This window comes from Streptomyces erythrochromogenes, assembly GCF_040684695.1.
GTDB lineage: Bacteria > Actinomycetota > Actinomycetes > Streptomycetales > Streptomycetaceae > Streptomyces > Streptomyces erythrochromogenes_C.
On record NZ_JBFBGM010000016.1, the window covers coordinates 36,979 to 61,958 of the forward strand.

20 protein-coding genes are annotated in these 24,980 nt (G+C 72.5%); 12 read left to right on the forward strand and 8 right to left on the reverse strand.

Translation table 11 applies throughout. The annotated features are described in order from the left end of the window. Positions 1 to 278 precede the first annotated feature (278 nt). Together AB0O53_RS22995 and AB0O53_RS23000 are read right to left on the reverse strand one after the other, a co-directional pair. Positions 279 to 3,974: a laminin G domain-containing protein gene (locus tag AB0O53_RS22995; RefSeq protein WP_365197907.1), complete on the reverse strand. Its 3,696-nt coding sequence runs from the start codon at positions 3,972 to 3,974 to the stop codon at positions 279 to 281. 232 nt (positions 3,975 to 4,206) lie between these two features. After that, a complete protein-coding gene (locus AB0O53_RS23000; RefSeq protein WP_350996879.1) occupies positions 4,207 to 5,358 on the reverse strand; it encodes an ROK family transcriptional regulator in 1,152 nt (383 codons plus the stop codon). A 54-nt stretch (positions 5,359 to 5,412) separates the two neighbouring features. On the opposite strand from AB0O53_RS23000, the gene AB0O53_RS23005 reads away from it, so the two are divergent. The 5 genes from AB0O53_RS23005 to AB0O53_RS23025 all read left to right on the forward strand — a co-directional run bounded on the left by AB0O53_RS23005 (position 5,413) and on the right by AB0O53_RS23025 (position 10,103). After that, on the forward strand, positions 5,413 to 6,651 hold the full coding sequence (locus AB0O53_RS23005; RefSeq protein WP_350996876.1) for an MFS transporter: 1,239 nt from the start codon (positions 5,413 to 5,415) through the stop codon (positions 6,649 to 6,651). A 111-nt stretch (positions 6,652 to 6,762) separates the two neighbouring features. Next, positions 6,763 to 8,160 carry a uracil-xanthine permease family protein gene (locus tag AB0O53_RS23010; RefSeq protein WP_365197911.1) on the forward strand — a complete coding sequence of 466 codons (1,398 nt, stop codon included), beginning with the start codon at positions 6,763 to 6,765 and terminating at the stop codon, positions 8,158 to 8,160. 76 nt (positions 8,161 to 8,236) lie between these two features. Further along, complete coding sequence (locus AB0O53_RS23015; protein WP_350996870.1) at positions 8,237 to 8,878, forward strand: DUF5995 family protein; 642 nt, start codon at positions 8,237 to 8,239, stop codon at positions 8,876 to 8,878. Positions 8,879 to 8,923: 45 nt separating this feature from the next. Further along, entirely contained in the window at positions 8,924 to 9,274 is a 351-nt protein-coding gene (locus tag AB0O53_RS23020) for a hypothetical protein (RefSeq protein WP_365197914.1), read from the forward strand. A 256-nt stretch (positions 9,275 to 9,530) separates the two neighbouring features. Beyond that, on the forward strand, positions 9,531 to 10,103 hold the full coding sequence (locus AB0O53_RS23025) for a hypothetical protein (protein ID WP_365197917.1): 573 nt from the start codon (positions 9,531 to 9,533) through the stop codon (positions 10,101 to 10,103). 148 nt (positions 10,104 to 10,251) lie between these two features. On the opposite strand, the gene AB0O53_RS23030 is transcribed toward AB0O53_RS23025, so the two are convergent. From AB0O53_RS23030 to AB0O53_RS23040, 3 genes are all read right to left on the reverse strand, one after another. Next, positions 10,252 to 11,949: a flavin monoamine oxidase family protein gene (locus AB0O53_RS23030; protein ID WP_365197920.1), complete on the reverse strand. Its 1,698-nt coding sequence runs from the start codon at positions 11,947 to 11,949 to the stop codon at positions 10,252 to 10,254. A 102-nt stretch (positions 11,950 to 12,051) separates the two neighbouring features. Further along, positions 12,052 to 12,852 carry a carbon-nitrogen hydrolase family protein gene (locus AB0O53_RS23035; RefSeq protein ID WP_365197923.1) on the reverse strand — a complete coding sequence of 267 codons (801 nt, stop codon included), beginning with the start codon at positions 12,850 to 12,852 and terminating at the stop codon, positions 12,052 to 12,054. Positions 12,853 to 13,013: 161 nt separating this feature from the next. Beyond that, positions 13,014 to 13,751, reverse strand: coding sequence for an SAM-dependent methyltransferase (locus tag AB0O53_RS23040; protein WP_365197926.1), 738 nt, complete (start codon positions 13,749 to 13,751; stop codon positions 13,014 to 13,016). 185 nt (positions 13,752 to 13,936) lie between these two features. Between AB0O53_RS23040 and AB0O53_RS23045 the strand changes: the two genes are divergently transcribed. Continuing rightward, positions 13,937 to 14,128: a DUF1059 domain-containing protein gene (locus tag AB0O53_RS23045; RefSeq protein WP_350996853.1), complete on the forward strand. Its 192-nt coding sequence runs from the start codon at positions 13,937 to 13,939 to the stop codon at positions 14,126 to 14,128. 94 nt (positions 14,129 to 14,222) lie between these two features. On the opposite strand, the gene AB0O53_RS23050 is transcribed toward AB0O53_RS23045, so the two are convergent. Both AB0O53_RS23050 and AB0O53_RS23055 read right to left on the reverse strand, forming a co-directional pair. Then, complete coding sequence (locus AB0O53_RS23050; RefSeq protein WP_030027017.1) at positions 14,223 to 14,678, reverse strand: Lrp/AsnC family transcriptional regulator; 456 nt, start codon at positions 14,676 to 14,678, stop codon at positions 14,223 to 14,225. Positions 14,679 to 14,688: 10 nt separating this feature from the next. Beyond that, positions 14,689 to 16,179 (reverse strand): amino acid permease, encoded by a 1,491-nt coding sequence (locus tag AB0O53_RS23055; RefSeq protein WP_350996850.1) that lies wholly within the window; start codon positions 16,177 to 16,179, stop codon positions 14,689 to 14,691. Between the two features lie 467 nt (positions 16,180 to 16,646). On the opposite strand from AB0O53_RS23055, the gene AB0O53_RS23060 reads away from it, so the two are divergent. The 6 genes from AB0O53_RS23060 (at position 16,647) to AB0O53_RS23085 (ending at position 23,415) form a co-directional block, all read left to right on the forward strand. Further along, entirely contained in the window at positions 16,647 to 17,849 is a 1,203-nt protein-coding gene (locus AB0O53_RS23060; RefSeq protein ID WP_350996847.1) for a GDSL-type esterase/lipase family protein, read from the forward strand. A gap of 117 nt (positions 17,850 to 17,966) precedes the next feature. Continuing rightward, positions 17,967 to 18,923 carry an SCO0930 family lipoprotein gene (locus tag AB0O53_RS23065; RefSeq protein WP_365198023.1) on the forward strand — a complete coding sequence of 319 codons (957 nt, stop codon included), beginning with the start codon at positions 17,967 to 17,969 and terminating at the stop codon, positions 18,921 to 18,923. 130 nt (positions 18,924 to 19,053) lie between these two features. Further along, entirely contained in the window at positions 19,054 to 19,878 is an 825-nt protein-coding gene (locus AB0O53_RS23070) for a LytR/AlgR family response regulator transcription factor (RefSeq protein ID WP_350996844.1), read from the forward strand. 187 nt (positions 19,879 to 20,065) lie between these two features. Then, entirely contained in the window at positions 20,066 to 20,341 is a 276-nt protein-coding gene (locus AB0O53_RS23075; RefSeq protein ID WP_037926226.1) for a hypothetical protein, read from the forward strand. 99 nt (positions 20,342 to 20,440) lie between these two features. Further along, positions 20,441 to 22,171: a sodium/solute symporter gene (locus AB0O53_RS23080; RefSeq protein ID WP_365197932.1), complete on the forward strand. Its 1,731-nt coding sequence runs from the start codon at positions 20,441 to 20,443 to the stop codon at positions 22,169 to 22,171. Positions 22,172 to 22,224: 53 nt separating this feature from the next. Beyond that, a complete protein-coding gene (locus AB0O53_RS23085) occupies positions 22,225 to 23,415 on the forward strand; it encodes a sensor histidine kinase (RefSeq protein ID WP_350997019.1) in 1,191 nt (396 codons plus the stop codon). 104 nt (positions 23,416 to 23,519) lie between these two features. On the opposite strand, the gene AB0O53_RS23090 is transcribed toward AB0O53_RS23085, so the two are convergent. Next, positions 23,520 to 24,962: a GuaB1 family IMP dehydrogenase-related protein gene (locus AB0O53_RS23090; RefSeq protein WP_350996837.1), complete on the reverse strand. Its 1,443-nt coding sequence runs from the start codon at positions 24,960 to 24,962 to the stop codon at positions 23,520 to 23,522. Positions 24,963 to 24,980: the final 18 nt, after the last annotated feature.

Genomic DNA, 24,980 nt, shown 5'->3' on the forward strand with positions numbered 1-24,980 from the left:
TGCCGCTTTGGCGCCCTGGGCGTTGATCGCCTGAACCTTGGCGTCTTTGTGCTTGGCCGTCTTCGGAGCGCCGGGAAGGTCAGCGGCAGCCGCGAGAGGTGTGAGAGACCCTGTGGCAGTAAGTGCCAGGGCCAGGGCGACTGCTAAGGGCAGCCTCTGGCGGAGTCTTCCGCCTGGTGGGCGGCTGGTCATGAACGCTCCAAGGAAGAGTCGGGGTGCAGGAGAGGCAGTGGCCGCCCCGGCGGGCGGCCACTGCGAGTCGGTGCGGGGTCCGGCTGTCAGCCGCCTGCGCTGAAGACGATGTCCGAGACCTGTTGGGCGTCCTTCGCAGCGCCGGACCACAGGCGCATGCCCTTGACCTCACCCGGCAGGAAGTGGCTCCATCCGTTGTCGGTGAAACCCTTGCCCACGGCGAGTTCACCGCTGCCCACGGCGGCCGTGTAGGCCTTGGGCTGGGCTTGGCCCGTGCGTCCGATGTAGAGGGTGATCGTGCCGTCCTGGGCGTTGTGGACACCGGTCACCTGGACGCTCGTGTTGAGCGCGGCCGGGCTGTCGCCGACCACGGAGGAGCCGGAGCCGTCGGCGGTCAGGCGGCCGAAGTGCCAGTTGCCCTCCACGAGGGTCACGTTCTTGCCGGGATCCTGCTCGGACGGTTCGGTTCGGCTGCCCGTCTTCTCGAACCACAGCCCCCAGGACGATCCGGTGGCGGTGCGCTGGCCGATGACCTGGGCCTTGTGGCCTATCGGCTTGTCGATCAGTTGGGCGTTGTCCAGTTTCACTTCCGAGGTCACCGTGAAGGAGCCGGTGTCGTCGACGACAGGTCCGGCGGCGGTCGCCGCCTGGGTGGTGCCGTTGAGGACGAGGGCTTCACCTGTGACGGGTGTGCCGGGGGTGGCTGCCAAGACCCGGCCGTTGCCCGAGATGTCCGCGAAACTGGTCGCGCCGGGCTGTGACAGGTCCCAAGCAGCGGCGAGGTCCACGTGCCGCCTGTCGGTCGCCGGGTCGACGAGTGAGGCGTTCTGGCTGACAGCGGCGGGGCTGAGCTCGTCCTGCCAGACGGTGACTTCGTCGATCCGGCCCGGGAGGTGGTTGTTCCAGGTGCCGCGGTGTTTGATGGCGCCGATGCCCATGACCCCGGTGGAGGCTATGGGGTTGGCGACCGTCATCTGGCCCTGGGGCTTTCCGTTGACGTAGAGCCGTGCGATGTCGGTTGCCGCGTTGTAGGTGGCCGCCACGTGGGTCCAGACTCCGGCCTGTGCGGGGTTCAGCCCGGTGAGGCGGCTCGTCGCCGTGCCGGTGGTGGTGTCGTCGGTGGACATCTGCAGGGTCCACGGCTGGCCGGGGAGGGCGGTGATGGCGACGCCGTTGGAGTTCTGGCCTGCCTGTCCGAGCAGCGAGGATGTGCCGTCGGCGCGGTCGAGGCGGACCCAGCCGGCGACGGTGAAGGAGGCGCGGGTGTCGATCACCGGCTTGGAGGTGGCTGCGTACCCGTCGGCGCCCGCGAGCTGCAGTGATCGGTCCTCGTGGGGGGTGGGCGTCTGCACCCACCCCCGGCGTCCGTTCTCGGGGCGCTGGACGGCGCCGGCCAGGTTCGCGTTGTCACGGAGGGCGGGGTCGGTGGTCGAGGTGTCGAGTGCGACGCCCTTGGCTTCGTCGAAGTTCCAGTGGGCGACGGGGCCGGGACCCTCCTTGACCACGAAGTCGACCATCTGCGTGGCTCCCCAGCGCCCCAGGGTGTCCTTGGCCTTGACGCTCAGACGCATGGTTCCGGGAAGGGGTGGTGTGATGGATACGGTCGGCGTCGCACCGGCGACCTCGGTCCAGGTCGTGTCAGTGGCCAGCTTGTACTGGTAGGCCGTGTTGGTGTCACCGCTTCCCGGGCCGAAGGTGAAGCTCCCGGCTGTGCCGGGCTTGCCGGCGGGCACGCACGAGGTGCTGGTACAAGAGGAGTACGGACCGCCGAAGCTGATCACCGGGGCCTTGGGAGCCGTCGCATCCACCCGGAAGTAGCAGTACCCGCTGGGAGCGCTGTCCCGTACCTGGTCGCCGGCGAACGACCTGGTCCACGCTCGGAAGCGGTGAAGAGGCCCCTCCGCCAAAGTGGCAGGCGGATCGCTGGTGACCGGAACATTGTCCCCCACGTATCCCGTACTCGGCCGCTCGATGAACGCGGCATCCCCGTCGCCGGCTTTCACGGGAACCCATCTGAAGGTCCCCGCGTTGCCACCCATCACCGATTCCCGCTTCTCGGTCTGCATTGCGATACGCAGCGAGGCACCGGCCTCACCGCCCCAGACCGTCTCGGTGATCGCGGTCATCGCCGGAGTCGGGTCCGATACGACGGACGGTGCGGCCGGATCGCCCGAGCAGATTTCCCCTGTGCCGGCGACCATCCCGACGTAGATGGGAACGTTGGGCTTGCCTATGTAGTCGACGGACAGGACGGCGTCGTTGCGAAAGCGCTTCCACGCGCCGGTGTCCGACTCGTCCTCGGCACGCAGTTCCAGGTTCAGCCGGTTGAAACGGCCGTTGGCGAAGTCGCGGACCGTCGGTGTGAGGTTCTCGTCCGGCTCGTCGGGAAGGTTGTCTGCGAACTCGACCGGCTCGGGCGGGGATTCGGGGTCACAAGCCGACCCGCGGCCGGCAGAGAGCCAGCGGTCACCCATGAGGTCTGCGTAGTTGGGTTTGGTGGACCAGGTGGTGGAGGGGTCGATCTCCCCGTCCATACGGACCAGCCACACGTTGCGCACGTTGCAGTGGAAGGCCCACGGTTCCGTCACCCGGAAACGGGCGGCGAGAACCTCCTTGCCGACCAGCTTGCTCGGCGAGAACTCGAAGTACAGACGCTGCACATAGCCGGAACCGCAGTAGTAGCCCTGCCAAGTACCGCACTTGCCCATGCCCTTGCCCATGTTGTCGTCCCCGTTGTCCCAGTTCCAGAACGAGACGCCGTCGCTCCGCAGCGCGGTGTGCTCCGTTCCGTCGTCGAGGGAGACTGAGGGGTCGATGTACAGGGGAAACGCGGCCGGATCACTCTGCTTGAGAAGAGCCGGGTCCGGTACGACGGCCAGCGAGTCACCGTCGACATGGACCGGCATGTTCACGACCTGGGAACCGGGAGCAGGGGCGCCTGTGGGGCCGCCTGCCGGATCGCCGTCACCGTCCGGACGAGCGAGGATCCTGCTTCCCTCGCTCCGTACGGCTGCAGCCTTCCCCTTCGGGGACAGAGCCGACGGCGCGGGCACACCCTTGGAGTCCCACATCAGTGCCGGGGGCGCCTTGAAAACCGGTACACCATTGACGTCGGTCGCAGCCAGGCCGCCGTCCTTGCCCGCCTGCAGGCGGACGCCATTGGCCTTCAGGTCGAACTCGACCCGTTTGAGCTTCGGGTTCTTCGCAGCCTCGGGTGTCTTCACCACGAGTAACTCGCGGAAACCCTTCAGCGTGGCCGTCATCCGAAGATCGACCCCAGGCAGCACTTCTGGGTAAACGGCGCTGTCACCATCAAGGATCGGCTTCGGAAGAGCGCCACCTTGCCAGCCCAGCGACAAGGAACGCCCCCGGTGGGCGACGGTCACAAGCCCCGCAGCGTCGCCACCACCGGAAAGGCTGAGTCCAGCCATCGCAGCCTTCGGGCCGACCGTGCCATCGGCACGGATTTCAAGCGTGACGTCAGGAGCCACCCAGTTGCCGCCCCGCCCCTTGACCCGCACGGGAACTGCGGACTGATCAAGCCGGAACGACCTGCCGTCCGGGTTCGCGTAGGTCGTCGAGGACTCGGTCCTCTCACCTTGCACCTCGACCGGCCGGCCTGAACGAACGGCCTCCACGAGCGCCTTGGCACTCTCGCTGGTCGGCGCTGTGTCGGCAGCGGCGGCAACCGGCATGCCCGCCGGCCCGATCCCCATCATTATTGCCATACCAAGAGTGGTCGCCACGGCATGACAAAGCCGCCGACCCTTGATCAAAGACATGCTCCCCCATTTTGTCTTTTGGCGCAGAAATCTCCCCACCCCGCGCCCAGGCACAAGCAAGCCCCACAACGTAACTATGGCGGCCGAACGTAGATCGAACACGTGTCCCACGGCAAGCCGCCCAGATGGCCAACCAAATATTTGACGGAAATACGTCCGCCTTCTTGTCACGTGAGAGCAGGAAATGGTCCATGATGACCGGCCATCCGCGCGCCAGGGTTCAGCCGGCGGCTCACCCCCCGAACAGGACCCGCTGGGCCGCTTCGCGGGCTGCCAGGCGGGCGCCCGCGAGGACCGCCGGGTCGCCCAGGGTCGTGGCGCGGATCTCCGTCGGGACGGGGGTCAGTTTCGCGAGGCGGTGGGAGACCCGGGCGGCCAGGGCGGGGCCGCCAGCGCGGCCGAGTTCTCCGGCCAGGACCACGCACCCCGGGTCGAGGAGGGCCGCGGCGGCCGCGGCGCCGAGGGCGAGGCGTTCGGCGAGGGCTTCGAGGAAGGGCTCGCCGGCCGCTCCCGCCACGGCCTGTTCCGCCGGGCCGGCGAAGCCGTGTTCGCGGGCCAGCGCGGTCACGGCGTCGCGGCCGACCAGGGCGTGGAAGCCGCCCGCGCAGTCGGCGGCCGAAGGCAGCCCGCCGGTGCCCGGGACGGGGAGGAAGCCGATCTCGCCCGCGCCGCCGGAGGCGCCCCGGCGCAGCCGGCCGTCCAGGACCACGGCGGCGCCCACGCCCGCGCCGAGCCACAGCAGGACGAAGGAGTCCAGGTCGCGGGCGACGCCGAGGCGCTGCTCGGCGAGGGCGGCGAGGTTGGTCTCGTTCTCGACGGCCACGACGGCGGGCAGGGTCCGCTGGAGGGCGGTGACCAGGTCCCGGTGCCAGGCGGGGAGGCCGATGGTGTCGCGGAGTTCGCCGGTGGTGGGGGCGACCAGGCCGGGGGCGCCCACGACGACGGTGTGCAGTTCGGGGGCGCCGGCCTCCTGGGCGGTGCGCAGCAGGGCGGCGACCGCCTCTCCGGGTGCGCCGACGGGCAGGGCGGCTTCGGCCAGGGGGTGGCCGAGCAGGTCGGTGACGACGGCGGTGACCCGGTCGGTGCGTACGTCGAGGGCGGCGAGGTGGGCGCGGCCGGCGACGATCCCGTAGAGCTTGGCGTTGGGGCCGCGGCGCTGTTCGCCGGATTCTCCGACGACCTCGATGAGGCCCGCTTCGGTGAGCCGGTCGACGAGGTCGGCGACGGAGGGGCGGGAGAGGCCGGTCATGGTCTTGAGCTGGGTCGCCGTCAGCGGGCCGGAGTCCTGCAGGAGTTGCAGGGCGAGGCGGTCGTTGATGGCCCGGGCCGTGCTGGGTGAGGCGGGCGACGGTACCGGGGTGCGGGCTGGAGTCACGGCGCCCATCCTAGGGAATCGGGCCCTTATCTATCAGGCAGGTTCCCTGATAGTTTATGCGTCATGACCGGGGACACCGACCTGAGCCCGGCGCGCCTGCGCCGCGCCCGCCATGCCATCGCCGCCGTCTTCTGCGCCCATGGCGCCGTCACCGGCTCCTTCGCCACGCGCATCCCCTGGATCCAGGAGAACGCCCAGCTCAGCGCGGGCACTCTGGGCCTCGCGCTCGCCTTCCCCGCCGTGGGCGCGGCCCTCGCGATGCCGCTGGCCGGACGGATCAACCACCGCTTCGGCGCGCGGACCGCGTTGCGAGGCCTGCTGGTGATGTGGACGCTTTCGCTGATCCTCCCGAGCCTCGCCCCGAACCTGCTCGTGCTGTGCCTGGTCCTCCTGGTCTACGGGGCGACCGCGGGCATGTCGGACGTGGCGATGAACGCGCTCGGCGTGGAGACCGAGAACCGGCTGGGCCGCTCCATCATGTCCTCCCTGCACGGCATGTGGAGCGTGGGCGCGCTGCTCGGCTCCGCAGCCGGTACGGTCGCCGCGCACGCCGGGACCGACGCCCGGCTGCACCACCTGGTGGCCGCGCTCGTCCTGACCGCGGGCGGGCTGGTCGCCGTACAGGGCGTACTGGACCTGCGCAGCGACGGGGAGGCGCAGGCTCCCCCGCACTTCGCGCTGCCGCCCAGGTCCGCGCTGCTGATCGGCGCGATCGGCTTCTGCGCGGTGTTCGCCGAGGGGGCGAGCCTGGACTGGTCGGCGGTCTACCTCCGGGACGTGCTGGACACGGACGCGGGCCTCGCGGCCGCCTCGACCACCGCTTTCGCGCTGACCATGGCGGTCGCCAGGCTCGTCGGCGACCGGGTGGTGGACCGCTTCGGGCCGGTGCGCACGGTCCGCGCGGGCGGCCTGGTGGCGACCGCGGGCGGCCTGCTCGTGGTCGGCGTGCGGCATCCGGCCGGGGCGCTGGCCGGGTTCGGGCTGATCGGGCTGGGCATCGCGGTGGTGGTCCCGCTGGCCTTCGCCGCGGCGGGGCGCAGCGGGCCGAATCCGGCGCAGGCGATCGCGGGTGTCGCGACGATCACGTACACCTCGGGGCTGATCGCGCCGTCGGCGATCGGCGCGGTGGCGGACGCGACCTCGCTGGTGGTGTCGTTCGGGCTGGTGACCGTGCTGGCCTTCGCGCTGGTGGTGGGTGCCTCGGTGCTGCGCCAGAGGGCGCCGGTGGGGCAGTCTGGGGGCGGGTTCCCCGGGAAGGCCGGTCCGGCCGAGCGGGACGAACCTGCCGATATCCGGCCGTAATATGTCGACTGGCCGCAGCGGCACGTACCCGTGCGCTGCGGCTTCGATGTGTGCGCGGCCGCTGCCGTGCTCGTCCGGACGGCCGGGGAACCCGGCGAAGGGGAGTGGAACATGGGCCTCGGCGTGGGCTGGACCCTGCACGGAGACGGGCGGACCCCCGCCCCCGGGGCGGTGGTCCGGCCGGAGGAGCGGCTGTCGTGGCCGCGGACCGCCGGGCTGGGCGCCCAGCACGTCGTGGCGATGTTCGGCGCGAGTTTCGTCGCGCCGGTCCTGATGGGCCTGGACCCGAACCTGGCCATCATGATGTCCGGCATCGCGACGGCGATCTTCCTGCTCGCGACGCGCGGCCGGGTGCCCTCCTACCTGGGCTGCTCGCTGTCCTTCGTCGGCGTCGCGGCGGCGATCCGGGCGGCGGGCGGGGACAGCGCGGTCGTCACGGGCGCCGTGTTCGTCGTCGGTGTGGCGCTGTTCCTGGCCGGTCTCGCGGTGCAGCGCTTCGGCGCGCGCGTCATCCACACGGCGATGCCGCCGGTCGTGACGGGTGCGGTGGTGATGCTGATCGGCTTCAACCTGGCGCCGGTGACGGCGTCGACGTACTGGCCGCAGGACCAGTGGACGGCGTTGCTGACGATGCTGTTCACCGGGTTCGCCGTGGTGTGCCTGCGCGGTTTCTGGTCGCGCATCGCGATCTTCCTGGGCCTGGTGTTCGGGTACGCGGTCTCCTGGCTCTCCGACCTGCTCTTCGGGAAGATCCACTCGACGGTGGGCGGGGAGGCGGCCGTGGACCACTGGCGGCTGGACCTGTCCGCGGTCGCGAAGGCCGACTGGATCGGCCTGCCGTCCTTCCACGGGCCGTCCTTCGAGTGGTCGGCGATCCTGGTCGCCCTGCCCGTGGTGATCGCGCTGATCGCCGAGAACGCCGGGCACATCAAGGCGGTCGGCGAGATGACCGGCGATCCCCTCGACGACAAGCTGGGCACCGCCATCGCGGCGGACGGCGCCGCCTCGATGCTGTCCACGGCGGTCGGCGGCCCGCCCAACACCACCTACTCCGAGAACATCGGGGTCATGGCGGCCACCCGGGTCTACTCCACGGCGGCCTACTGGGCGGCGGCGGGCTTCGCCCTCCTCTTCGGCCTGTGCCCGAAGTTCGGCGCGGTCGTCGCGGCGATCCCCGGCGGCGTCCTCGGCGGCATCACCGTCATCCTCTACGGGATGATCGGCCTGCTCGGCGCCCAGATCTGGATCAACGGCGGGGTGGACCTGCGCAATCCGCTGAACCTGGTGCCGGCCGCGGCGGGCATCATCATCGGCATCGGCGGCGTGAAGCTGCAGATCACCGACAGCTTCGAGCTCGGCGGCATCGCCCTGGGCACGATCGTGGTGATCGGCGGCTACCACGCGCTGCGGGCCCTCGCCCCCGCGCACCTGAAGCCGCAGGCGCCCCTGCTCGACGCGGGCACCTCCGCCTACGACGACGACGGGGAGGCGGAGGACAAGCCCCGTTGACAGGGTTTCGCCCGAACCGGGGAAGCGTACGGCCAAGTTCCCCGGATCCGTGCCGGCGCCTGCGACTCTGCCTCCCATGGAAGCGGTGCTGGCGCGGATGCGCGCCCTGGAGGAGCGGCTCCCGCCGCAGGACGGTGTCGCCGTCTTCAACCGGGTCTACCTGACGGTGACGGAGACCCTGCACCGTCGGATCGAGCACGGGGGCTTCCCGGCGCCGCGGCGGGCGGCGACGCTCAGCGTGCGGTTCGCGGAGCGGTACCTGACGGCGGTGGAGGCGGACCGGGCCCCGGCCTGCTGGCGCCCGCTGCTGCAGTACCGCCGCCACCCCGGGATCCGGCCGCTCCAGCACGCGCTGGCCGGCATCAACGCGCACATCGGCCACGACCTGGCACTCGCCGTGGTGGCCACGTGCGGTGAGCTGGACTGCGAACCGCGGGCCCTGGAGGCGGACTTCGACCGGGTCGGCGACACGCTGGTCTCGCTGGAGGAGCACATCCGGGAGGACCTGATGCCGGGTCCGGACCTGCTGGAGATCGCCGACCCGCTGACCCACCTGGTCGGCGCGTGGAGCCTGGAGCGGGCCCGCGCCGGGGCCTGGTCGGCGGCCCGGCTGCTGTGGACGCTGCGCCGGGCGCCGGACCTGGCCGAGGAGTTCACCGACTCCCTGGACGCGGGCGTGGGCCTGGTCGGCCGCTGCCTGCTGACCCCGCGGGGCTGATACCCAGGCGTCGGAGTCCCGCGTCCGGAACGTAGGCTCGCGGGGGTGACCAGCTTCGCCACGCACCGGCTCCGCGTGCACGACACGGCCCGCCCTGCCCACCGCCGTCTGTCGGCGCTGCGCACCTGCCTGACGCAGTTCGCCCCGTACGGCCTGCGTGCGACCTACGACCACCTGTGCCGCAGCGCCGGCGTCCCGGTCCGGCTGGAGGAGGACCCCGGGGCGCTGGTCCGGGCGGTGGAGGAGCTGCACGCCGCGCGGGAGATCTGGCGGGCGGAGCAGGCCGCCTGGGAGGCCCGTCGGCGCGTGCAGAAGGGCGAGGGCCGCCGCAGCCGACGCGCCTGCTGTCGTGCCCCGATCCCGAGTTCCACCCGGCCGAACCGCTGCCCGCCGTGATGCCCCGGATCATGCGCGCCCGCACCGGGGTCCCGGCGGCCGTCTGTCCCGTGTGCGAGGCGGACCACGGCACGGTCGAGCGGCACGACGGGTACCGCTTCCACCGCACGTGCGCGCGGTGCGGGGTGGGTCTCGGGCCACTGCCCGGACGCCTCCCGGCCGGGGCGGCCGCCGAACGGGAGGCCCGCTGGCGCGCGGTCTGGAACAGGACGGCCCGGGCCGGGCCGCTGTCGGGGCCGGCGGATGGGTTCCGGCCATGACGACGCTTCTCCTCGACGGCGGGCCGGTCGCCCCGGACGCCCCGGTCAGCCGGACCGGCGGCGTGCCGCTGGGCCCCGCCGGAATGCTCTGGCCCGTGTGCGGTGCGTGCGCGGGGCCGCTGCAGTTCCTCGCCCGGATCGTGCTCGACGCCGGCGCACTGGCCCTGTTCATGTGCGCCCACCGGCCCGGTCAGTGCGAGCAGTGGAGCCCCTTCGCGGGCGGGAACCTGGCCCTGCTGCTGCCCGCCGGTGACCTGTTCCCCGTACCGGTGCCGGACGGCGCGGATCCGGAGCTGCTGGGGCTGGGCGCCGTACGCGCGGCCGTGCCGTCGGCGGCGGGGGCGGCCGGCACGGAAGGGCGGGCGGTGCTGGGCTCGCTCGGCGGCGAGCCCGACTGGCTCCAGTACGACGAGACCCCCGACTGCCCTTCCTGCGCACGGCCGATGGCGTTCGCGGCGGGCCTGGAGGAGGGGCCGGACCCGGTCACGGCCATGAACTTCGGGTCCGGGCGGGCGTACGCCCACGTGTGCGGCCGGTGCGGCCGGGCGGCGCTGCTGTGGCAGTGCTGAGCGCGCCGGGCGCTCCCGGGGGCTCCCGGGGGCTCCGGTCGGGAGGACGCGGACATGAGAACGGGCCGCCGGCCCGCGTGCTGACGGCGCGGGGCGGCGGCCCGTGATCATGGGGCCCTGTCAGGAAGCCCTGTCAGGGCCGGGAGGATCAGTCCTCCGGCAGTTCGACCGGGGCGATCTCGTCGTAGACGTCGCCCGGGCCCGGGTTGGTGGAGTCCGTGGACCCGCCGAGGTGGTGCATGACGCCCCAGACGGCGTTGAGGGCGGTCTGGACCGCGCCCTCGGCCCAGCCGGCCGTCCAGGAGATGTCGTCGCCCGCGAGGAAGATGCCGCGCTTGTCCTCGGGGAGGCGGTCCTGCATGAAGTGCGTGAACAGGCGGCGCTGGTAGCGGTAGTGGCCCGGGAGGTTGGCCTTGAACGCGCCCATGAAGTAGGGCTCGTCCTCCCAGGAGACGGTGACCGGGTTGCCGATGATGTGACGGCGGATGTCGACCTTGGGGTAGATCTCGCCGAGGGACTTCAGCATGACCTCCATCCGCTCGTTCGCGGACAGCGGCAGCCACTTGAGGCTGTCGTCGCACCAGGTGTACGACAGGCAGATGACGGCCGGCTTGTCGGGGCCGTTGTCCAGCAGGTAGGTGCCGCGGGTCATGCGGTCGGTCAGCGTCATCGACATGACGTCGCGGCCGGTCTCCTCGTCCTTGTCCAGCCAGAACGGCCGGTCGACGGGGACGAACAGCTTCGACGACTCCATGTAGTGGGTGCGCTCGATCGCCGTCCAGTGGTCGATCGGGAACAGGGTGTCGTCGCACTCGATCTTCGACAGGAGCATCCACGACTGGGCCGTGAAGATCGCGGCGCGGTAGGTGCGGATGTCGCCGGAGGAGTCGGTGACCGTGATGCGGTTGCCGGCCGTGCGGTGCAGGCGGGTGACCGCCGGGCGCGGGGTGCCGTCGTGCAGGGTGGACAGGGAGGTGCCCTGGGCCCAGTGGACGATCTTCTCCGGCTCGCGCTCCCACAGGCGCAGCGGCAGCTGCTGCGAGCCGCCCACGATGCCGCGGTGGTGGTCGTCGGCCTCGGTGTAGACGACGCGCAGGATCTCCAGGATGGAGTTCGGGAAGTCGGTGTCCCAGCCGCCGGTGCCGAAGCCGACCTGGCCGAAGATCTCGCGCTTGCGGAAGGACTTGAAGGCCTCCGACTTGCACAGGAAGCCGTAGAAGGTCTCGTCGTCGAGCTTCTCGACGAGCTTGGCCCAGATCTCGCGGATGCGCGGGACGTCCCGCTCGCGCATCGCGGTGTTCATGTCGGAGAAGTCGGCGCCCTCGTCGAGGCAGGCGTTCCACGCGGCGGACACGTCGCGGTAGATCTGCGGGAGGTCCGCGATCGTCTCGGCGTAGTGGGTCTCGCCCTTGAGGTCGACGACCGTCGAGGGGGTGGACTCGGCGAGCGGGTTCGGGAAGGGCTCGGTGACCAGGCCGACGAGGTCGATGTAGTGCTGCAGCGCCGTGGAGGAGGGCGGGAAGCGCATGGCGCCCATCTCGGCGGTGAGGCCCTCGGTCTCGGCGCCCTCGAACCCGACGGTGCGCAGGCGGCCGCCGATCTGGTCGGCCTCGTAGACGACGGGCTTGAGGCCCATCTTCATGAGCTCGTAGGCCGAGATGATGCCGGAGAGACCGCCGCCGATGACGGCGACCTCGGTGCCGAACTCGGTCGCGGGTATCTGCCCGAGGCCCGCCGGGTGGGCGAGGAAGTCGTCGTAGGCGTACGGGAAGTCCGGACCGAACATGGTGATCGGCGGCTGTCCGTCGCTGTGCGGGACGGCGGTGGTGGGCACCGTGGACGTCATGGGGTACGACTCCTTGCGGGCGGGGCTCGGGGGTGGAGCGGTGGGGGCGGGGTGGGGCCGGGTGCGGCGGGGTGCTGGTGCGGGCCGGACGAGCGAGGCGGGTCAGACGAGCGAGGCGTAGAGCCCGGGCCGGCGGTCGCGCAGGTAGGGGTTGTTCTCGCGCGAGGCGCTGAGCAGCTCGCGGTCGACCTCGCCGAACACCATTTCCTCTCCGCGGCCGGCGCGGGTGCGGGTGGTGCCGTCGGGGCTGGCGAGGCAGCTGAGGCCGACGAACTCGAACTCGCCCTCGGGGCCGGTGCGGTTGACGTACGCGACGTACATCTGGTTCTCGAAGGCCCGGACGGGGACGACGTGCTCCGCGACGAACTGGAAGGGGTGCATCTGCGCGGTCGGCACGAGGAGGAGGTCGGTACCGGCCAGGGCGTGGGAGCGGACGTTCTCGGGGAACTCCACGTCGTAGCAGATCATGATGCCGATGCGGATGCCGTCGAGGTCGGCCTGGACGACGGGGGTGTCGCCGGGGGTGAAGGCGTCCTGCTCGAAGCAGCCGAAGAGGTGGGTCTTGCGGTAGTTCGCGAGGGAGGCGCCGTCGCGGCCGATGAGCTGGGCGGAGTTGTAGACCGTCTCGCCGTCGCGCTCGGGGTAGCCGTAGAGGACCGCGAGGCCGTGGCGGCGGGCGATCTCGCCGATGGCCCGGGCGGAGTCGCCGTCGTGGGGCTCCGCGTATCCGGGGACGGCGTCGAGGTCGAGCGCGTAGCCGGTGAGGAACATCTCGGAGGTGACCAGCAGCCCGGCCCCCGCCCGTGCGGCGCGCTCGGCGGCCTCGTCGAGCGCCTTGAGGTTCTCGGCGACGTCGCCGAGGACTCCGGAGCTCTGGAGGAGGGCGGTGCGCAGCGGGGGCATGGGCGTACCTCTGTGGCAGGAGGGGTGGGTGCGGTCCTATGAACGGTACGTTTCGCCCTCCCGGCGCAACAAGGCGCCGATGTTGCGCGCTGGTGTGCGATTCGTTGCGCGTTACGGGGCTCTGGCGGCGATTCGTTGCGCGCAGTGCCCCGGCGGGCCGGTCAGTCGGCGGTCCGGCGCAGCAGGAGGGTGACGAAACCCCAGGTGGCACGGTATCCGCGGAGCCATTCGGTGCGGTGGCCGTTCGCTGCGCGGAGGGCTTCGGGGCTGTCCGGGTGGTCGGGGTGGTCGAGGGCCCAGGCGGCCAGTGATCCGGTCCAGGACCACTCGTAGTCGTCTCGTTCCTCGCGGGTGCTGAGGTGACCGTACACCGGGGTCCAGCCGGCCGCTGTGACCTGGTCGACGGTGGTGGGGAGGTCGGCGAGGGGGCCGAAGTCCTCCAGGTCGCCGGGGGTGGGCGGGTGCTCCCAGTAGCCGTCTCCGACGAGGACGTGGCCGCCGGGGGCGAGGTGGGTGCGGGCCGCGTCGAGGGTGGGCAGGAGCCCGCCGAAGGCGTGGGACGCGCCGATGCTGAGGACGAGGTCGTAGGGGTGGGGGTCGGTGTGGTCCGCGGCGGGCCGCCGGTGCAGGGACAGCCGGTCGGCGACGCCGAGGGCCCGTGCGGCGTCCGCGGCCCGGTCGAGGGCGGTGCGGGAGACGTCGACGCCGGTGGCGTGTACGCCGGGGCGGTCGCGCAGGGCCCGCAGCAGCCATTCGCCGGGGCCGCAGCCGAGGTCGAGGACGCGTTCGGTGCCGCGGGGCAGCGCGCGGTCCAGGAGCCGGGTCACGGCGGCGTCGCCGAGGGGGGCGGCGACGGGGTGGTGGGCGTGGGCCAGGTGGGAGATCGTTTCTCGGTTCACCCGGACACCTTCCCGGTCGTGGTCGCCGCGGTCATCCGGTTTTCCGGTTCTCCCGTTCTCCGGCCGCGCACCGGGGAGCGGTGGGGGCGCCGCGCCCGGGTTTCGCCGCGCGCCCGCGAAGAGGATCGTGGGAAGTGCTCCGTCCGGCGACGGCGCCGGCGGACACCCGTCCCGGGAGGCTCGTCATGCGCAAGGTCATGGACTGCAGGGACTACCCGAGCGAGATGAACTGCACGCTCGCGATCTCGGGCGAGGAGGAAGAGGTTCTCGCGGCAGCCGCCCAGCACGCGGTGGCCGTGCACGGCCACGAGGACGGTCCGGAGTTCCGGGCGTCCCTGCGCGGCCTGCTGAAGGACGAGGCGCCGCAGCACGCCTGAGCGGGCCCCCAGCGGTGGAGCCCGGCGCGCGCGGGCCGTGCGGGCTGTGCGGGCCGTGCGGGCCGTGCGGGCCGTGCGGGCCGTGCGGCCGGGTCTACGCCGGGGCGCCCGAGGTGAAGCGGCGCAGGAGCGGGGACAGGACGAGGACGGACTTCGTGCGTTCGACGAAGGGCTCGCCCGCGATGCGCTCCAGGACCCGCTCGAAGTGGCGCATGTCGGAGGCGAAGATCTGGACGAGGGCGTCCGCGTCGCCGGTGACGGTCGACGCGGACACCACCTCGGGGTATCGCTCCAGTCCTCTGCGGATGTCGTCCGGAGAGGTGTTGTGGCGACAGTAGATCTCGATGAAGCCCTCGGTCTCCCAGCCCATGGCGGCCGGGTCGACGCGGACGGTGAATCCGGTGATGGCGCCTTCGGCGCGCAGCCGGTCCACGCGCCGCTTCACGGCGGGGGCGGAGAGCCCGACCTCGGAGCCGATGTCCGCGTAGGAGCGGCGGGCGTCCTCGGCGAGGGCGTGCACGATGCGTTCGTCGAGATCGTTCAGTCGCACGGGGGGTGAATCACTTCTGTTCAGCGACCTCCGCGGCCGGGGCGGCCACGTCGGCCACGGTGGCCAGGCTGGAGCGGCGCATGCCGTAGAAGAAGTAGATCACGAGCCCGACCGCCATCCAGCCACCGAAGCACAGCCACGTCGCCATCGGCAGCTCGAACATGAGGTAGGCGCAGAAGAGGAAGCCCAGGATCGGGGTGACCGGGAAGAGGGCGACCTTGAAGGTGCGGCTCATGTCGGGGCGGGTGTAGCGCAGGATGACGACGGCCACGTTGACCAGGCCGAAGGCGAAGAGCGTGCCGATGCTGGTGGCGTTGGCGAGCTCACCCAGCGGGATGAACGCGGCGAGCAGTCCGCAGAAGAGGCAGACGATGATCGTGTTGATCTTCGGGGTGCCGGTCTTCTCGTCGACCTTGGCGAACGCCTTCGGCATCAGGCCGTCGCGGGACATGGCGAAGAGGATGCGGGTCTGGCCGTAGAGCACGGCGAAGACGACGCTGGCGATGGCGACGACCGCGCCGGCGGCCAGGATGACGCTCCAGAAGGAGTGGCCGGTGACGTTCTCCATGATCTGGGCCAGGGCGGCCTCGCTGCCCTCGAACTCCTGCCACGGCATGGCGCCGACGGCGACCAGGGCGACGAGGCAGTAGATCGCGGTGACGATCAGCAGCGAGAGCATGATCGCGCGGGGCAGGTCCTTCTTCGGGTTCTTGGCTTCCTCACCGGCGGTGGAGGCCGCGTCGAAGCCGATGTACGAGAAGAACAGCATGGAGGCGGCGGTGCTGATGGCGGTGATGCCGAGCGGGGCCAGCGGGGTGTAGTTGCCGGCCTTGATGCCCATGAAGCCGATGACGATGAAGAGCGCCAGCGTCACCATCTTGACGACGACCATGATCGTGTTGATCCGGGCGCTCTCCTTGGCTCCGCGGAGCAGGAAGACCATGCACAGGAGCACCACGACGAGGGCGGGGAGGTTGATGTAGCCGCCCTCGCCCAGCGGGGCGGAGAAGCCCTCGGGGATGGTGAAGCCGAGCGTGCCGTCGAGCAGCTCGTTGAGGTACTGGCCCCAGCCGACGGCGACGGCCGCGACGGAGACGCCGTACTCCAGGACCAGGCACCAGCCGCAGACCCAGGCTATGAGCTCGCCCATGGTGGCGTAGGCGTAGGAGTACGAGGAGCCCGAGACGGGGATGGAGCCGGCCAGCTCGGCGTAGGAGAGCGCCGAGAACAGGGCGGTCAGACCCGCGACGATGAAGGCGATGAAGACGGCCGGGCCGGCGACCGGGGTGGCCTCGCCGAGGACGACGAAGATGCCGGTGCCCAGGGTCGCACCGATGCTGATCATGGTCAGCTGCCACATGGTGAGCGAGCGCTTGAGCGCGCCGCCCTCGCCCTGGCCGCCTTCGGCGACCAACAGCTCGACCGGCTTGCGGCGGAGCAGCGGGTTGGCGGGCCTACGGGGCTCGGAAGCGAGCGGCGGCGCCTGGCCGTGGTCGAGCACGAGGGGACTCCTTGTCACTGCGGATCGACAGAGGTCGGGGATGAGGCGTCGACCGCGACGGTCCGGAGCAGGACAGGGCCCGACGGGGGGAAGGGCCTGGCATGGGGGACCGCCGAGCAGGCGATCCGCGCCACTCCACGTACAGCGAGTGAGCCTACGAGCTGAGTGATACCGCCCGTAATGGACCATCCTTGCACATTGGCGCACGATCATTGCGCGGATCGGTCACGGACAGTCGTTTGTTGCGTATGGATGATCGATCGCTGCGCAGCCCGCCGGAAACCCCGATTATTGACACTTCGTCAGATCTGCCGCAGCGTGCCGCCATGGATCCGGGCCGCCGGGGCCGCCCGGACGGCATTGGTCCGCTCGGCAGCGGTGGAACCGGGCCGCACGGGGTACGGGTGAACGCGGCGGCGCCGGGGGGTCGGCGTGACGTCCCCGTATCCGACGATCGGAGGCGAAGGATGAGCGCACCGGTGCACGACGAGGGCAGGCCCGGGCCGTGGCAGGAGCGGGCCGGACGTCCGGGACAGGCGGGGCAGGAGGGGCGGCCGGGACAGGCGGGACAGGAGGGACGGTCGGGACCGGCAGGACAGGAGGGGCGGTCGGGACCGGCGGCCTGGCCCGCACAGCGACGGGCCGAGGGCCCGGTCGAGGTTCCCGGCGGATGGCAGGATCCGCGGCCCTTCCTGCGCGGGGTCGCCTGGCTGGACAAGGGCCGCCCCGTGCGCGCCGACCCCGCCGACACGATGCGGCTGCCCTGGGACACCGGCGAACGGGCCACCCTGCCCATCGGGGTCCGGCTGGAGTTCACCACCGAGACCGCGACGGCCGTCGAGATCCGCTACCGGGCCACCGTGCCCGGCCCCACGGACGCCCTGCGCGACCTCGCGCACGGCTTCGCGCTGTGGGACCGCCACGGGGTGGTCAACGAGGTGTTCACCGAACCGGCCGCGGAGGCCGTCGTACGCATCGCTCTCGGCGCCGGCGAGGGCCCCTTCCACGGCCCCTTCACACTCCACCCGCCCGAGAACCAGTCGCCCCTCGTCCTCGGCCTGCGCGGGATCGGCGGCGCCCTCGCCCCCGCACCGCCGGCGCCGCGCTGGGTGGTGCACGGCGACTCCATCACCGAGGGCTGGTGGTCCACCCGTCCCGCCCACGGCTGGCCCGCCGTGGCCGGCCGGGCCCTCGGCTGGGACACCGTCAACCTCGGCTACGCGGGCGCCGCGCGCGGCGAACTGGCCACCGCCGAACAGCTCGCGGGCCTGCCGGCGGACGTACTGACCCTCGCCTTCGGCACCAACTGCTGGTCCCGGGTGCCCTTCTCGGCGCCGCTGATGTACGAGACCACGCGGGCCTTCCTCGAACTGGTCCGCCAGGGCCACCCGCGGACCCCGCTGCTGCTGGTCTCCCCCCTGCTGCGGCCCGACGCCGAACGCACCCCGAACAGACTCGGCGCCACCCTGGGCGCGCTGCGCGACGCGATGGAGCGCGCCACCCGGGACCGGATCGCCGCCGGCGACGACCGGCTGGCCGTCCTCCCGGGCCGTGACCTGCTCGGACCCGAGCACCTGGCGGACGGGCTGCACCCCAACGACTCCGGACACCAGGTGCTCGGCCTCGCTGTGGCCACGGCCCTGCGGCGCGGCGGGTTCGGTGCGGGGTGAGTGAAACAGCCCACACCGCACCCGGTGAACAGATCCCGCCCACCGGGGCGTGTCCTGTGCACAGTTGCCGCCGCTGGGGGCGACGGCACAGACAGACACGACGTGGGAGAGATCAACATGGGCATGAAGCGCGCAACCACCTTCGCCGCGGCCGCCGTGGCCGTCGTCCTGGCGGCCAGCGCCTGCGGCCCCTCGGACTACAAGGCCGCGGACTCGACGCAGCCCGCCGGAGCCGCGGCCGAGGCCGCCCCGGCGGCGGCCGGCCCGGGCAACCAGCCCGGCGGCCAGCTGGCGGCGTCCGTCACCGAGCAGCTCGGCTCCGTCCTCACCGACAGCGCGGGCCTGACCCTCTACCGCTTCGACAAGGACACCGCGAAGCCCCCGAAGTCGAACTGCGAGGGCGACTGCGCGAAGACCTGGCCGGTGGTCGCGGCCGGTGACGTCACCGCCGCCTCGGGCATGGACCCGTCGCTGCTCGGCGAGGTGGCGCGCAGCGACGGCACGAAGCAGCTGACGGTGGCGGGCTGGCCCGTGTACCGGTTCAACAAGGACGCCAAGCCGGGCGACATCAACGGGCAGGGCGTCGGCGGAGTGTGGTTCGCGTTCGGCCCGGACGGCAAGAAGGCGGCGAAGGCGGCCCCGGCCGAGGCGGCTCCCGCCGCTCCCGCCGAGGGCGCTCCCGCCGGGGGTGCTCCCGCCGGGGCGGCCGAGGCGGCACCCGGCCTGTCGGTGGCGAAGGACCCGAAGCTGGGCGAGCACATCGTCGACGGCAAGGGGATGACCGTCTACCGCTTCAAGAAGGACTCCGCGTGGCCGATGGTGTCCAACTGCGTCGGCGACTGCCTGGCCAAGTGGCCGGTCGTGCCCCCGGTGGACAAGGCGAACGCCAAGGGCATCACGGAGAAGAACTACCTGGTCCTGGACCGTCCCGACGGCAAGAAGCAGCAGACCGTCGACTGCTGGCCCGTCTACACCTTCTCGGGCGACAAGAAGCCCGGTGACACCAACGGGCAGGGCGTGGGCGGCACCTGGTACGCCGTCTCCCCCGACGGCAAGCTGATCACCGTCCAGTAGCCGGTCCGGTCCCCGACCGCCGTCCCCTCCCCGACCCCCCACCACGGTCCGCGCGGCCCCTGCCCCACCTCCCCCCGGGCAGGGGCCGCGCTCCGTCCCGGCCTTGATCGGCCGGACTAGACTCGGCGGCATGCTGCGTGTGCTCGCTGTCGACGACGAGAAGCCGCTCCTGGAAGAACTCCTCTACCTGCTGCGCTCGGACCCCCGCGTGCGCAGCGCGGAGGGCGCGTCGGACGCCACCGAGGCCCTGCGCCGGGTCACCCGGGCGCTGGAGTCCGGTCCGGACGGGCCCGACGGAATCGACGTGGTCTTCCTCGACATCCACATGGCCGGTCTGACCGGGCTGGACATCGCCCGGCTGCTGGCCGGGTTCGCACGGCCGCCGCTGATCGTGTTCGTCACCGCCCACGAGGGTTTCGCCGTACAGGCCTTCGACCTGAAGGCCGTGGACTACGTACTCAAGCCGGTGCGCCCGGAGCGGCTGGCCGAAGCCGTCCGGCGGGCCTGCGCGCAGCTGGGCCGGGCCGAGGACGTGCCGGCGGCCGCCGCGGCGCCGACGGGCCCGCCGGCCGTGGTCCCGGCGCCCCGGCCGGCTCCGGAACCGGCCGTCGGCGAGCGCGGCCCGGAGCAGATCGCGGTCGAACTGGGCGGTGTCACCCGCTTCGTGGCCATCGCCGACATCGCCTACGTCGAGGCGCAGGGCGACTACGCCCGCCTGCACACCGACGAGGGCAGCCATCTGGTGCGGATCCCGCTGTCCACGCTGGAGGAGCGGTGGGCGGCGCGCGGGTTCGTGCGGATCCACCGCCGTCATCTGGTGGCGCTGGCCCGGATCGACGAGCTCCGCCTGGACTCGGGCACCACCACGGTCCGGGTCGGGCCGGCGGAGCTCCAGGTGAGCCGCAGGCACGCGCGGGAGCTGCGGGACCTGCTGATGCGGCACGCGACCGGCTGAATCCGGTCGCCGCCGGTCGCCGCCGGGCCCGGTCGGGCGACCGCCGGGCGCGCGCGGATGCCGTTCACCGCAGCGGGAGGGGCGTACGGCGATCCGCGGGAGCCGCCTGCCGCACCGGTGGTGCGATCGGCCCGCCGATGCCCCGGCCGCTGCGTATCGTGGATCTTCCCGGCGCGGGAGGAGCGAGATGTCCGAGGTCCAGGCGCTGGTCGACGCCCTGAGCGGGCTGCCGCGCAGGCGTCCGGCGGGGCCCGCCGAGGCCGAGGCCCTGCTCGCCCTGCTGCGCAGTGCCGCCGCCCGCTGGGCGGACATCCTGTACGAGGCCGGCGAGGGCGTCCGCGACCAGGTCCCGCCGCGCGCGGAGGCGGCGCTGACGCTGGCCTTCCGGCGTGCGGAGGAGTCGTACGTGGAGCTGGAAATCGCCCTGCGCGACTGCGCCGGGCACCGGGACCCGGCCATCTGACCGCGGCGGACCCCCGGGGTCCGAATCGTGCCTGTCGCCCGGTCAGGCGGCGTGCGTAGACTCCGGTCACCCCGCTCCCCCGCCCGAAGGACCGCCCTGGTGAACCAGACGTACGCGCTGACCGCGGTCGCCGTCGTCGTCCTGGTCACGCTGCTCCTCGGAGCGCTCGGCCTGCGGATATCCCGGACCACCTCCGACTTCTACGTGGCCTCGCGCACGGTGGGGCCGCGGCTGAACGCGGCGGCCATCAGCGGGGAGTACCTCTCCGCCGCGTCCTTCCTCGGGGTGGCCGGGCTGGTGCTCCTCCAGGGGCCCGGGATGCTCTGGTACCCGGTGGGCTACACCGCCGGGTACGTGGTGCTGCTGGCGCTGGTGGCGGCTCCGCTGCGGCGCTCGGGCGCGTACACGCTGCCCGACTTCGCGGAGGGGCGGCTGGAGTCCCGGGCGGTGCGCCGGATCGCGGTGCTGTTCGTGGTCGGGGTCGGCTGGCTGTACCTGCTGCCGCAGCTGCAGGGGGCCGGGCTGACCCTGGAGATCCTCACCGGGGCCCCGCACTGGGTCGGCGGGCTGGTCGTGGCCTGTGTGGTGAGCGTGGCCGTGGCCGCCGGGGGAATGCGCAGCATCACCTTCGTGCAGGCCTTCCAGTACTGGCTCAAGCTCACCGCCCTGCTGGTCCCGGCGTTCTTCCTGATCGGCGCCTGGGCCGGGGACGGTGCGCCGCGGGCCACCTTCGACGCCCCGGCGGTCTTCCGGCAGGCCACGTCGGTGACCCTCGCGCAGGACGTGCGGCTGTCGGTGCGGGAGCCGCTCGCGGTGACGGTGACCGGGCAGGTCGACGGGCGCACGCACGTGGCGGTACCGCTGGTGCTGGCGGCCGGCGAGCACTCCGTACGGGCCCACGCGCGGCTGGAGTTCGCCCCGGACACGCCGGTGCCGGACGCCCGGGCGGAACCGGGCGCGGGGGTGGGCACGTGGTCGGAGCCGCCGTCCGGGGAACTGCGGGAGTACCGGCTGTACGCCACCTACGGGCTGATCCTCGCGACGTTCCTCGGGACGATGGGGCTGCCGCACGTGGCGGTGCGGTTCTACACGAGCCCCAACGGGCAGGCGGCGCGGCGCACCACGCTGGTGGTGCTGGGGCTGGTCGGCGCCTTCTACCTGCTGCCGCCGGTGTACGGGGCGCTGGGCCGGATCTACGCCCCCGAGCTGGCGCTGACGGGCGACGCGGACGCGGCGGTGCTGGTGCTGCCCGGGCGGATGCTGGGCGGGGTGCTGGGCGAGTTGCTGGGGGCGCTGCTGGCCGGGGGTGCCTTCGCGGCGTTCCTGTCGACGGCGTCGGGGCTGACCATGGCGGTGGCCGGGGTGCTGCACCAGGACGTGCTGCCGAAGTGCGGGGCGCGCAGTTTCCGCTGGGCGGCGCTGGTGGCGATCCTGGTGCCGCTGGGCGGGAGCGTGGCGGCCACGGAGGTGCCGGTGGCGGATGCGGTGGGGCTGGCGTTCGCCGTGTCGGCGTCGTCGTTCTGCCCGCTGCTGGTGCTGGGCATCTGGTGGCGCGGGCTGACCCCGCCGGGTGCGGTGGCCGGGCTGGTCACCGGGGGCGGGGCGGCGCTGAGCGCGGTGCTGGCGACGCGGGCCGGGCTGGCTCCGGCGGGCTGGGTCCACACGATGCTGGCCTGGCCGGCGGCCTGGTCGGTGCCGCTGGGTTTCCTGACGATGGTGGGGGTGTCGCTGGCCACCCGGTCGCGGATCCCGGCGGGGACGGCGGCCACCCTGGCCCGGCTGCACCTGCCGGAGGTCGTGGCCGGGGACCGGGCGGGGGGCCGGCGGTGACCGCGGCCGGTCAGACCCTGCTCGCCGTGCTCGCGGTGGCGGGCGCGGCCCTGATGCTGGGTGCCGGCTGGGCGGCGGGGCGCTGGCACGCGCGCCGCGGGGAACGCCTGGCGGGCCTGGACCTGGGCACTCCGGTGGAGCGGGCCACCTTCCACACGCTGCACACGGCTTCGCTGGCCGCTCCCCCGCTGCGGGCGGGGCTGACCGAGGACGCGGCCCGCAAGGCGGCCCGGCGGCTGCGGTCGCTGCTGGGGACGGAGGCGTTGTGCCTGACGGACCGGGAGGCGGTGCTGGCGTGGGACGGCCCGGGCGCCGACCACCACCAGCGGCGGGCGATGGCCCGGGTGGCGGTGATGCTGGAGTCGGAGCGCAGCCAGAGCGTGCGCACCGAGTGCCAGCGGCCCGACTGTCCGCTGAAGTGGGCCGTGGTGGCGCCGCTGACCGGAGAGGACGGGGTGCTGGGGGCGCTGGTGGCGTACGGGTCCCGGGAGTCGGCGGTGCTGGTGCGCGCGGCGACGGAGGTGGCGCGGTGGGTGTCGGTGCAGCTGGAGCTGTCCGAGCTGGACCGTTCGCGGACCCGGCTGATGGAGGCGGAGATCAAGGCGCTGCGGGCGCAGATCTCCCCGCACTTCATCTTCAACTCGCTGGCGGCGATCGCCTCGTTCGTGCGGACCGATCCGGAGCGGGCGCGGGAACTGCTGCTGGAGTTCGCGGACTTCACGCGGTACTCCTTCCGCCGGCACGGGGATTTCACCACGCTGGCCGAGGAGTTGCGCTCGATCCAGCAGTATCTGGCGCTGGCCGGGGCCCGGTTCGGTGACCGGCTGAAGGTGACCTTGCAGGTGGCGCCGGAGGTGCTGCCGGTGGCGCTGCCGTTCCTGTGCCTGCAGCCGCTGGTGGAGAACGCCGTCAAGCACGGGCTGGAGGACTCCACCGAGGAGTGCCGGATCACGATCACGGCGCAGGACGCGGGCCCCGACGCGGTGATCACCGTCGAGGACAACGGGGTGGGGATGGATCCGGCGCTGCTGCGCCGGATCCTGGCCGGGGAGCGCGCGGGTTCCTCGTCGGGGGTGGGGCTGCCCAATGTCGACGAGCGGATCCGGCAGGTGTACGGGGACGCGTACGGTCCGGTGATGGAGACGGGGGTCGGCGCGGGCATGAAGGTCACCGTGCGGATCCCCAAGTACCGTGCGGGTGTGCACAGTTCCCCGTCGGGGCAGGTCCCGCCGCCCCGGCCCTGAACGCCGGCGGGACCCTGGGCGCCGGGGCGCCCCGGACGCCCGCGGCCCCCGGTCGCGTCCGTGGTGGACGCCGGCCGGGGGCCGCGGGGGGTGTCCCTCGGGGACTAGCTCCAGCTGGCGTGCAGCGGCTTGCCCTCGGCGTAGCCCGCGGCGGACTGGATGCCGACCACGGCCTTCTCCTCGAACTCCGCGAGGGAGCCGGCACCGGCGTAGGTGCAGGAGGAGCGGACGCCCGCGATGATCGAGTCGATCAGGTCCTCGACGCCCGGGCGGGCCGGGTCGAGGAACATGCGCGAGGTGGAGATGCCCTCCTCGAACAGGCCCTTGCGGGCACGGTCGTAGGCCGACTCCTCGCTCGTGCGGTTCTGCACCGCGCGGGCGGAGGCCATGCCGAAGGACTCCTTGTAGAGGCGGCCCTCGGCGGACTGCTGGAGGTCGCCCGGGGACTCGTAGGTGCCGGCGAACCAGGAGCCGATCATGACGTTGGAGGCGCCGGCGGCCAGCGCCATCGCCACGTCGCGCGGGTGGCGGACGCCGCCGTCGGCCCAGACGTGCTTGCCGTGCTTCCTGGCCTCGGCCGCGCACTCGAGCACGGCGGAGAACTGCGGGCGGCCCACGCCGGTCATCATGCGGGTGGTGCACATGGCGCCGGGGCCCACGCCGACCTTGATGATGTCCGCGCCGGCGTCGATGAGGTCCTTGACGCCCTCGGCGGCGACGATGTTGCCGGCCACGATCGGGACCTGCGGGTCCAGGGCGCGGACGGCCTTGATCGCGTTGATCATCGATTCCTGGTGGCCGTGCGCCGTGTCGATGACGAGCGTGTCCACGCCCGCGTCGAGGAGCTGCTTGGCCTTGGCCACGAAGTCGCCGTTGATGCCGACGGCGGCCGCGATGCGCAGCTTGCCGTTCGCGTCGGTGGCCGGGGTGTAGAGGGTCGCCCGCAGTGCACCCTTGCGGGTGAGGATGCCGACGAGCCTGCCGTCCTCGTCGACGGCCGGGGCCAGCTTGCGGTGGCCGGCGTCGAGCTTGTTGAAGGCCTCGCGGGGGTCGATGTCGGCGTCGATGAGCAGCAGCTCCTTCGACATGACCTCGGAGAGCTGGGTGAAGCGGTCGACACCGCTCAGGTCGTGCTCGGTGACGACGCCGACCGGGCGGCCCTCGCCGTCGACGACGACACCGGCGCCGTGGGCGCGCTTGGGCAGCAGGGACAGTGCGTCGGCGACGGTCTGGGTGGGCGCCAGCGTGATCGGGGTGTCGAGCACGAGGTGGCGGGTCTTCACCCAGGAGATGACGTCGGTGACGACCTCGATCGGAATGTCCTGGGGGATGACGACGATGCCGCCGCGGCGGGCGACGGTCTCGGCCATCCGGCGGCCGGCGATCGCGGTCATGTTCGCCACGACCAGGGGAATGGTGGTGCCGGTCCCGTCGGGCGAGGAGAGGTCGACGCCCTGGCGGGAACCGACCGCGGAGCGGCTCGGCACCATGAACACATCGTCGTACGTGAGGTCGTACGGCGGCTTCAGGTCATTGAGGAAACGCACGTGCTGAACATCCCAGTC

Bases quoted from the DNA above. Each gene is read 5' to 3' on its own strand.
- AB0O53_RS23075 (WP_037926226.1), top strand. From the start codon at position 20,066: ATGTCCGAGGTCCAGGCGCTGGTCGACGCCCTGAGCGGGCTGCCGCGC.
- AB0O53_RS23010 (WP_365197911.1), top strand. From the start codon at position 6,763: ATGGGCCTCGGCGTGGGCTGGACCCTGCACGGAGACGGGCGGACCCCC.
- AB0O53_RS23025 (WP_365197917.1), top strand. From the start codon at position 9,531: ATGACGACGCTTCTCCTCGACGGCGGGCCGGTCGCCCCGGACGCCCCG.
- AB0O53_RS23065 (WP_365198023.1), top strand. From the start codon at position 17,967: ATGGGCATGAAGCGCGCAACCACCTTCGCCGCGGCCGCCGTGGCCGTC.
- AB0O53_RS23085 (WP_350997019.1), top strand. From the start codon at position 22,225: ATGCTGGGTGCCGGCTGGGCGGCGGGGCGCTGGCACGCGCGCCGCGGG.
- AB0O53_RS23030 (WP_365197920.1), bottom strand. From the start codon at position 11,949: ATGACGTCCACGGTGCCCACCACCGCCGTCCCGCACAGCGACGGACAG.
- AB0O53_RS23015 (WP_350996870.1), top strand. From the start codon at position 8,237: ATGGAAGCGGTGCTGGCGCGGATGCGCGCCCTGGAGGAGCGGCTCCCG.
- AB0O53_RS23035 (WP_365197923.1), bottom strand. From the start codon at position 12,852: ATGCCCCCGCTGCGCACCGCCCTCCTCCAGAGCTCCGGAGTCCTCGGC.
- AB0O53_RS23005 (WP_350996876.1), top strand. From the start codon at position 5,413: ATGACCGGGGACACCGACCTGAGCCCGGCGCGCCTGCGCCGCGCCCGC.
- AB0O53_RS23060 (WP_350996847.1), top strand. From the start codon at position 16,647: ATGAGCGCACCGGTGCACGACGAGGGCAGGCCCGGGCCGTGGCAGGAG.
- AB0O53_RS23070 (WP_350996844.1), top strand. From the start codon at position 19,054: ATGCTGCGTGTGCTCGCTGTCGACGACGAGAAGCCGCTCCTGGAAGAA.
- AB0O53_RS23000 (WP_350996879.1), bottom strand. From the start codon at position 5,358: ATGGGCGCCGTGACTCCAGCCCGCACCCCGGTACCGTCGCCCGCCTCA.
- AB0O53_RS22995 (WP_365197907.1), bottom strand. From the start codon at position 3,974: ATGTCTTTGATCAAGGGTCGGCGGCTTTGTCATGCCGTGGCGACCACT.
- AB0O53_RS23045 (WP_350996853.1), top strand. From the start codon at position 13,937: ATGCGCAAGGTCATGGACTGCAGGGACTACCCGAGCGAGATGAACTGC.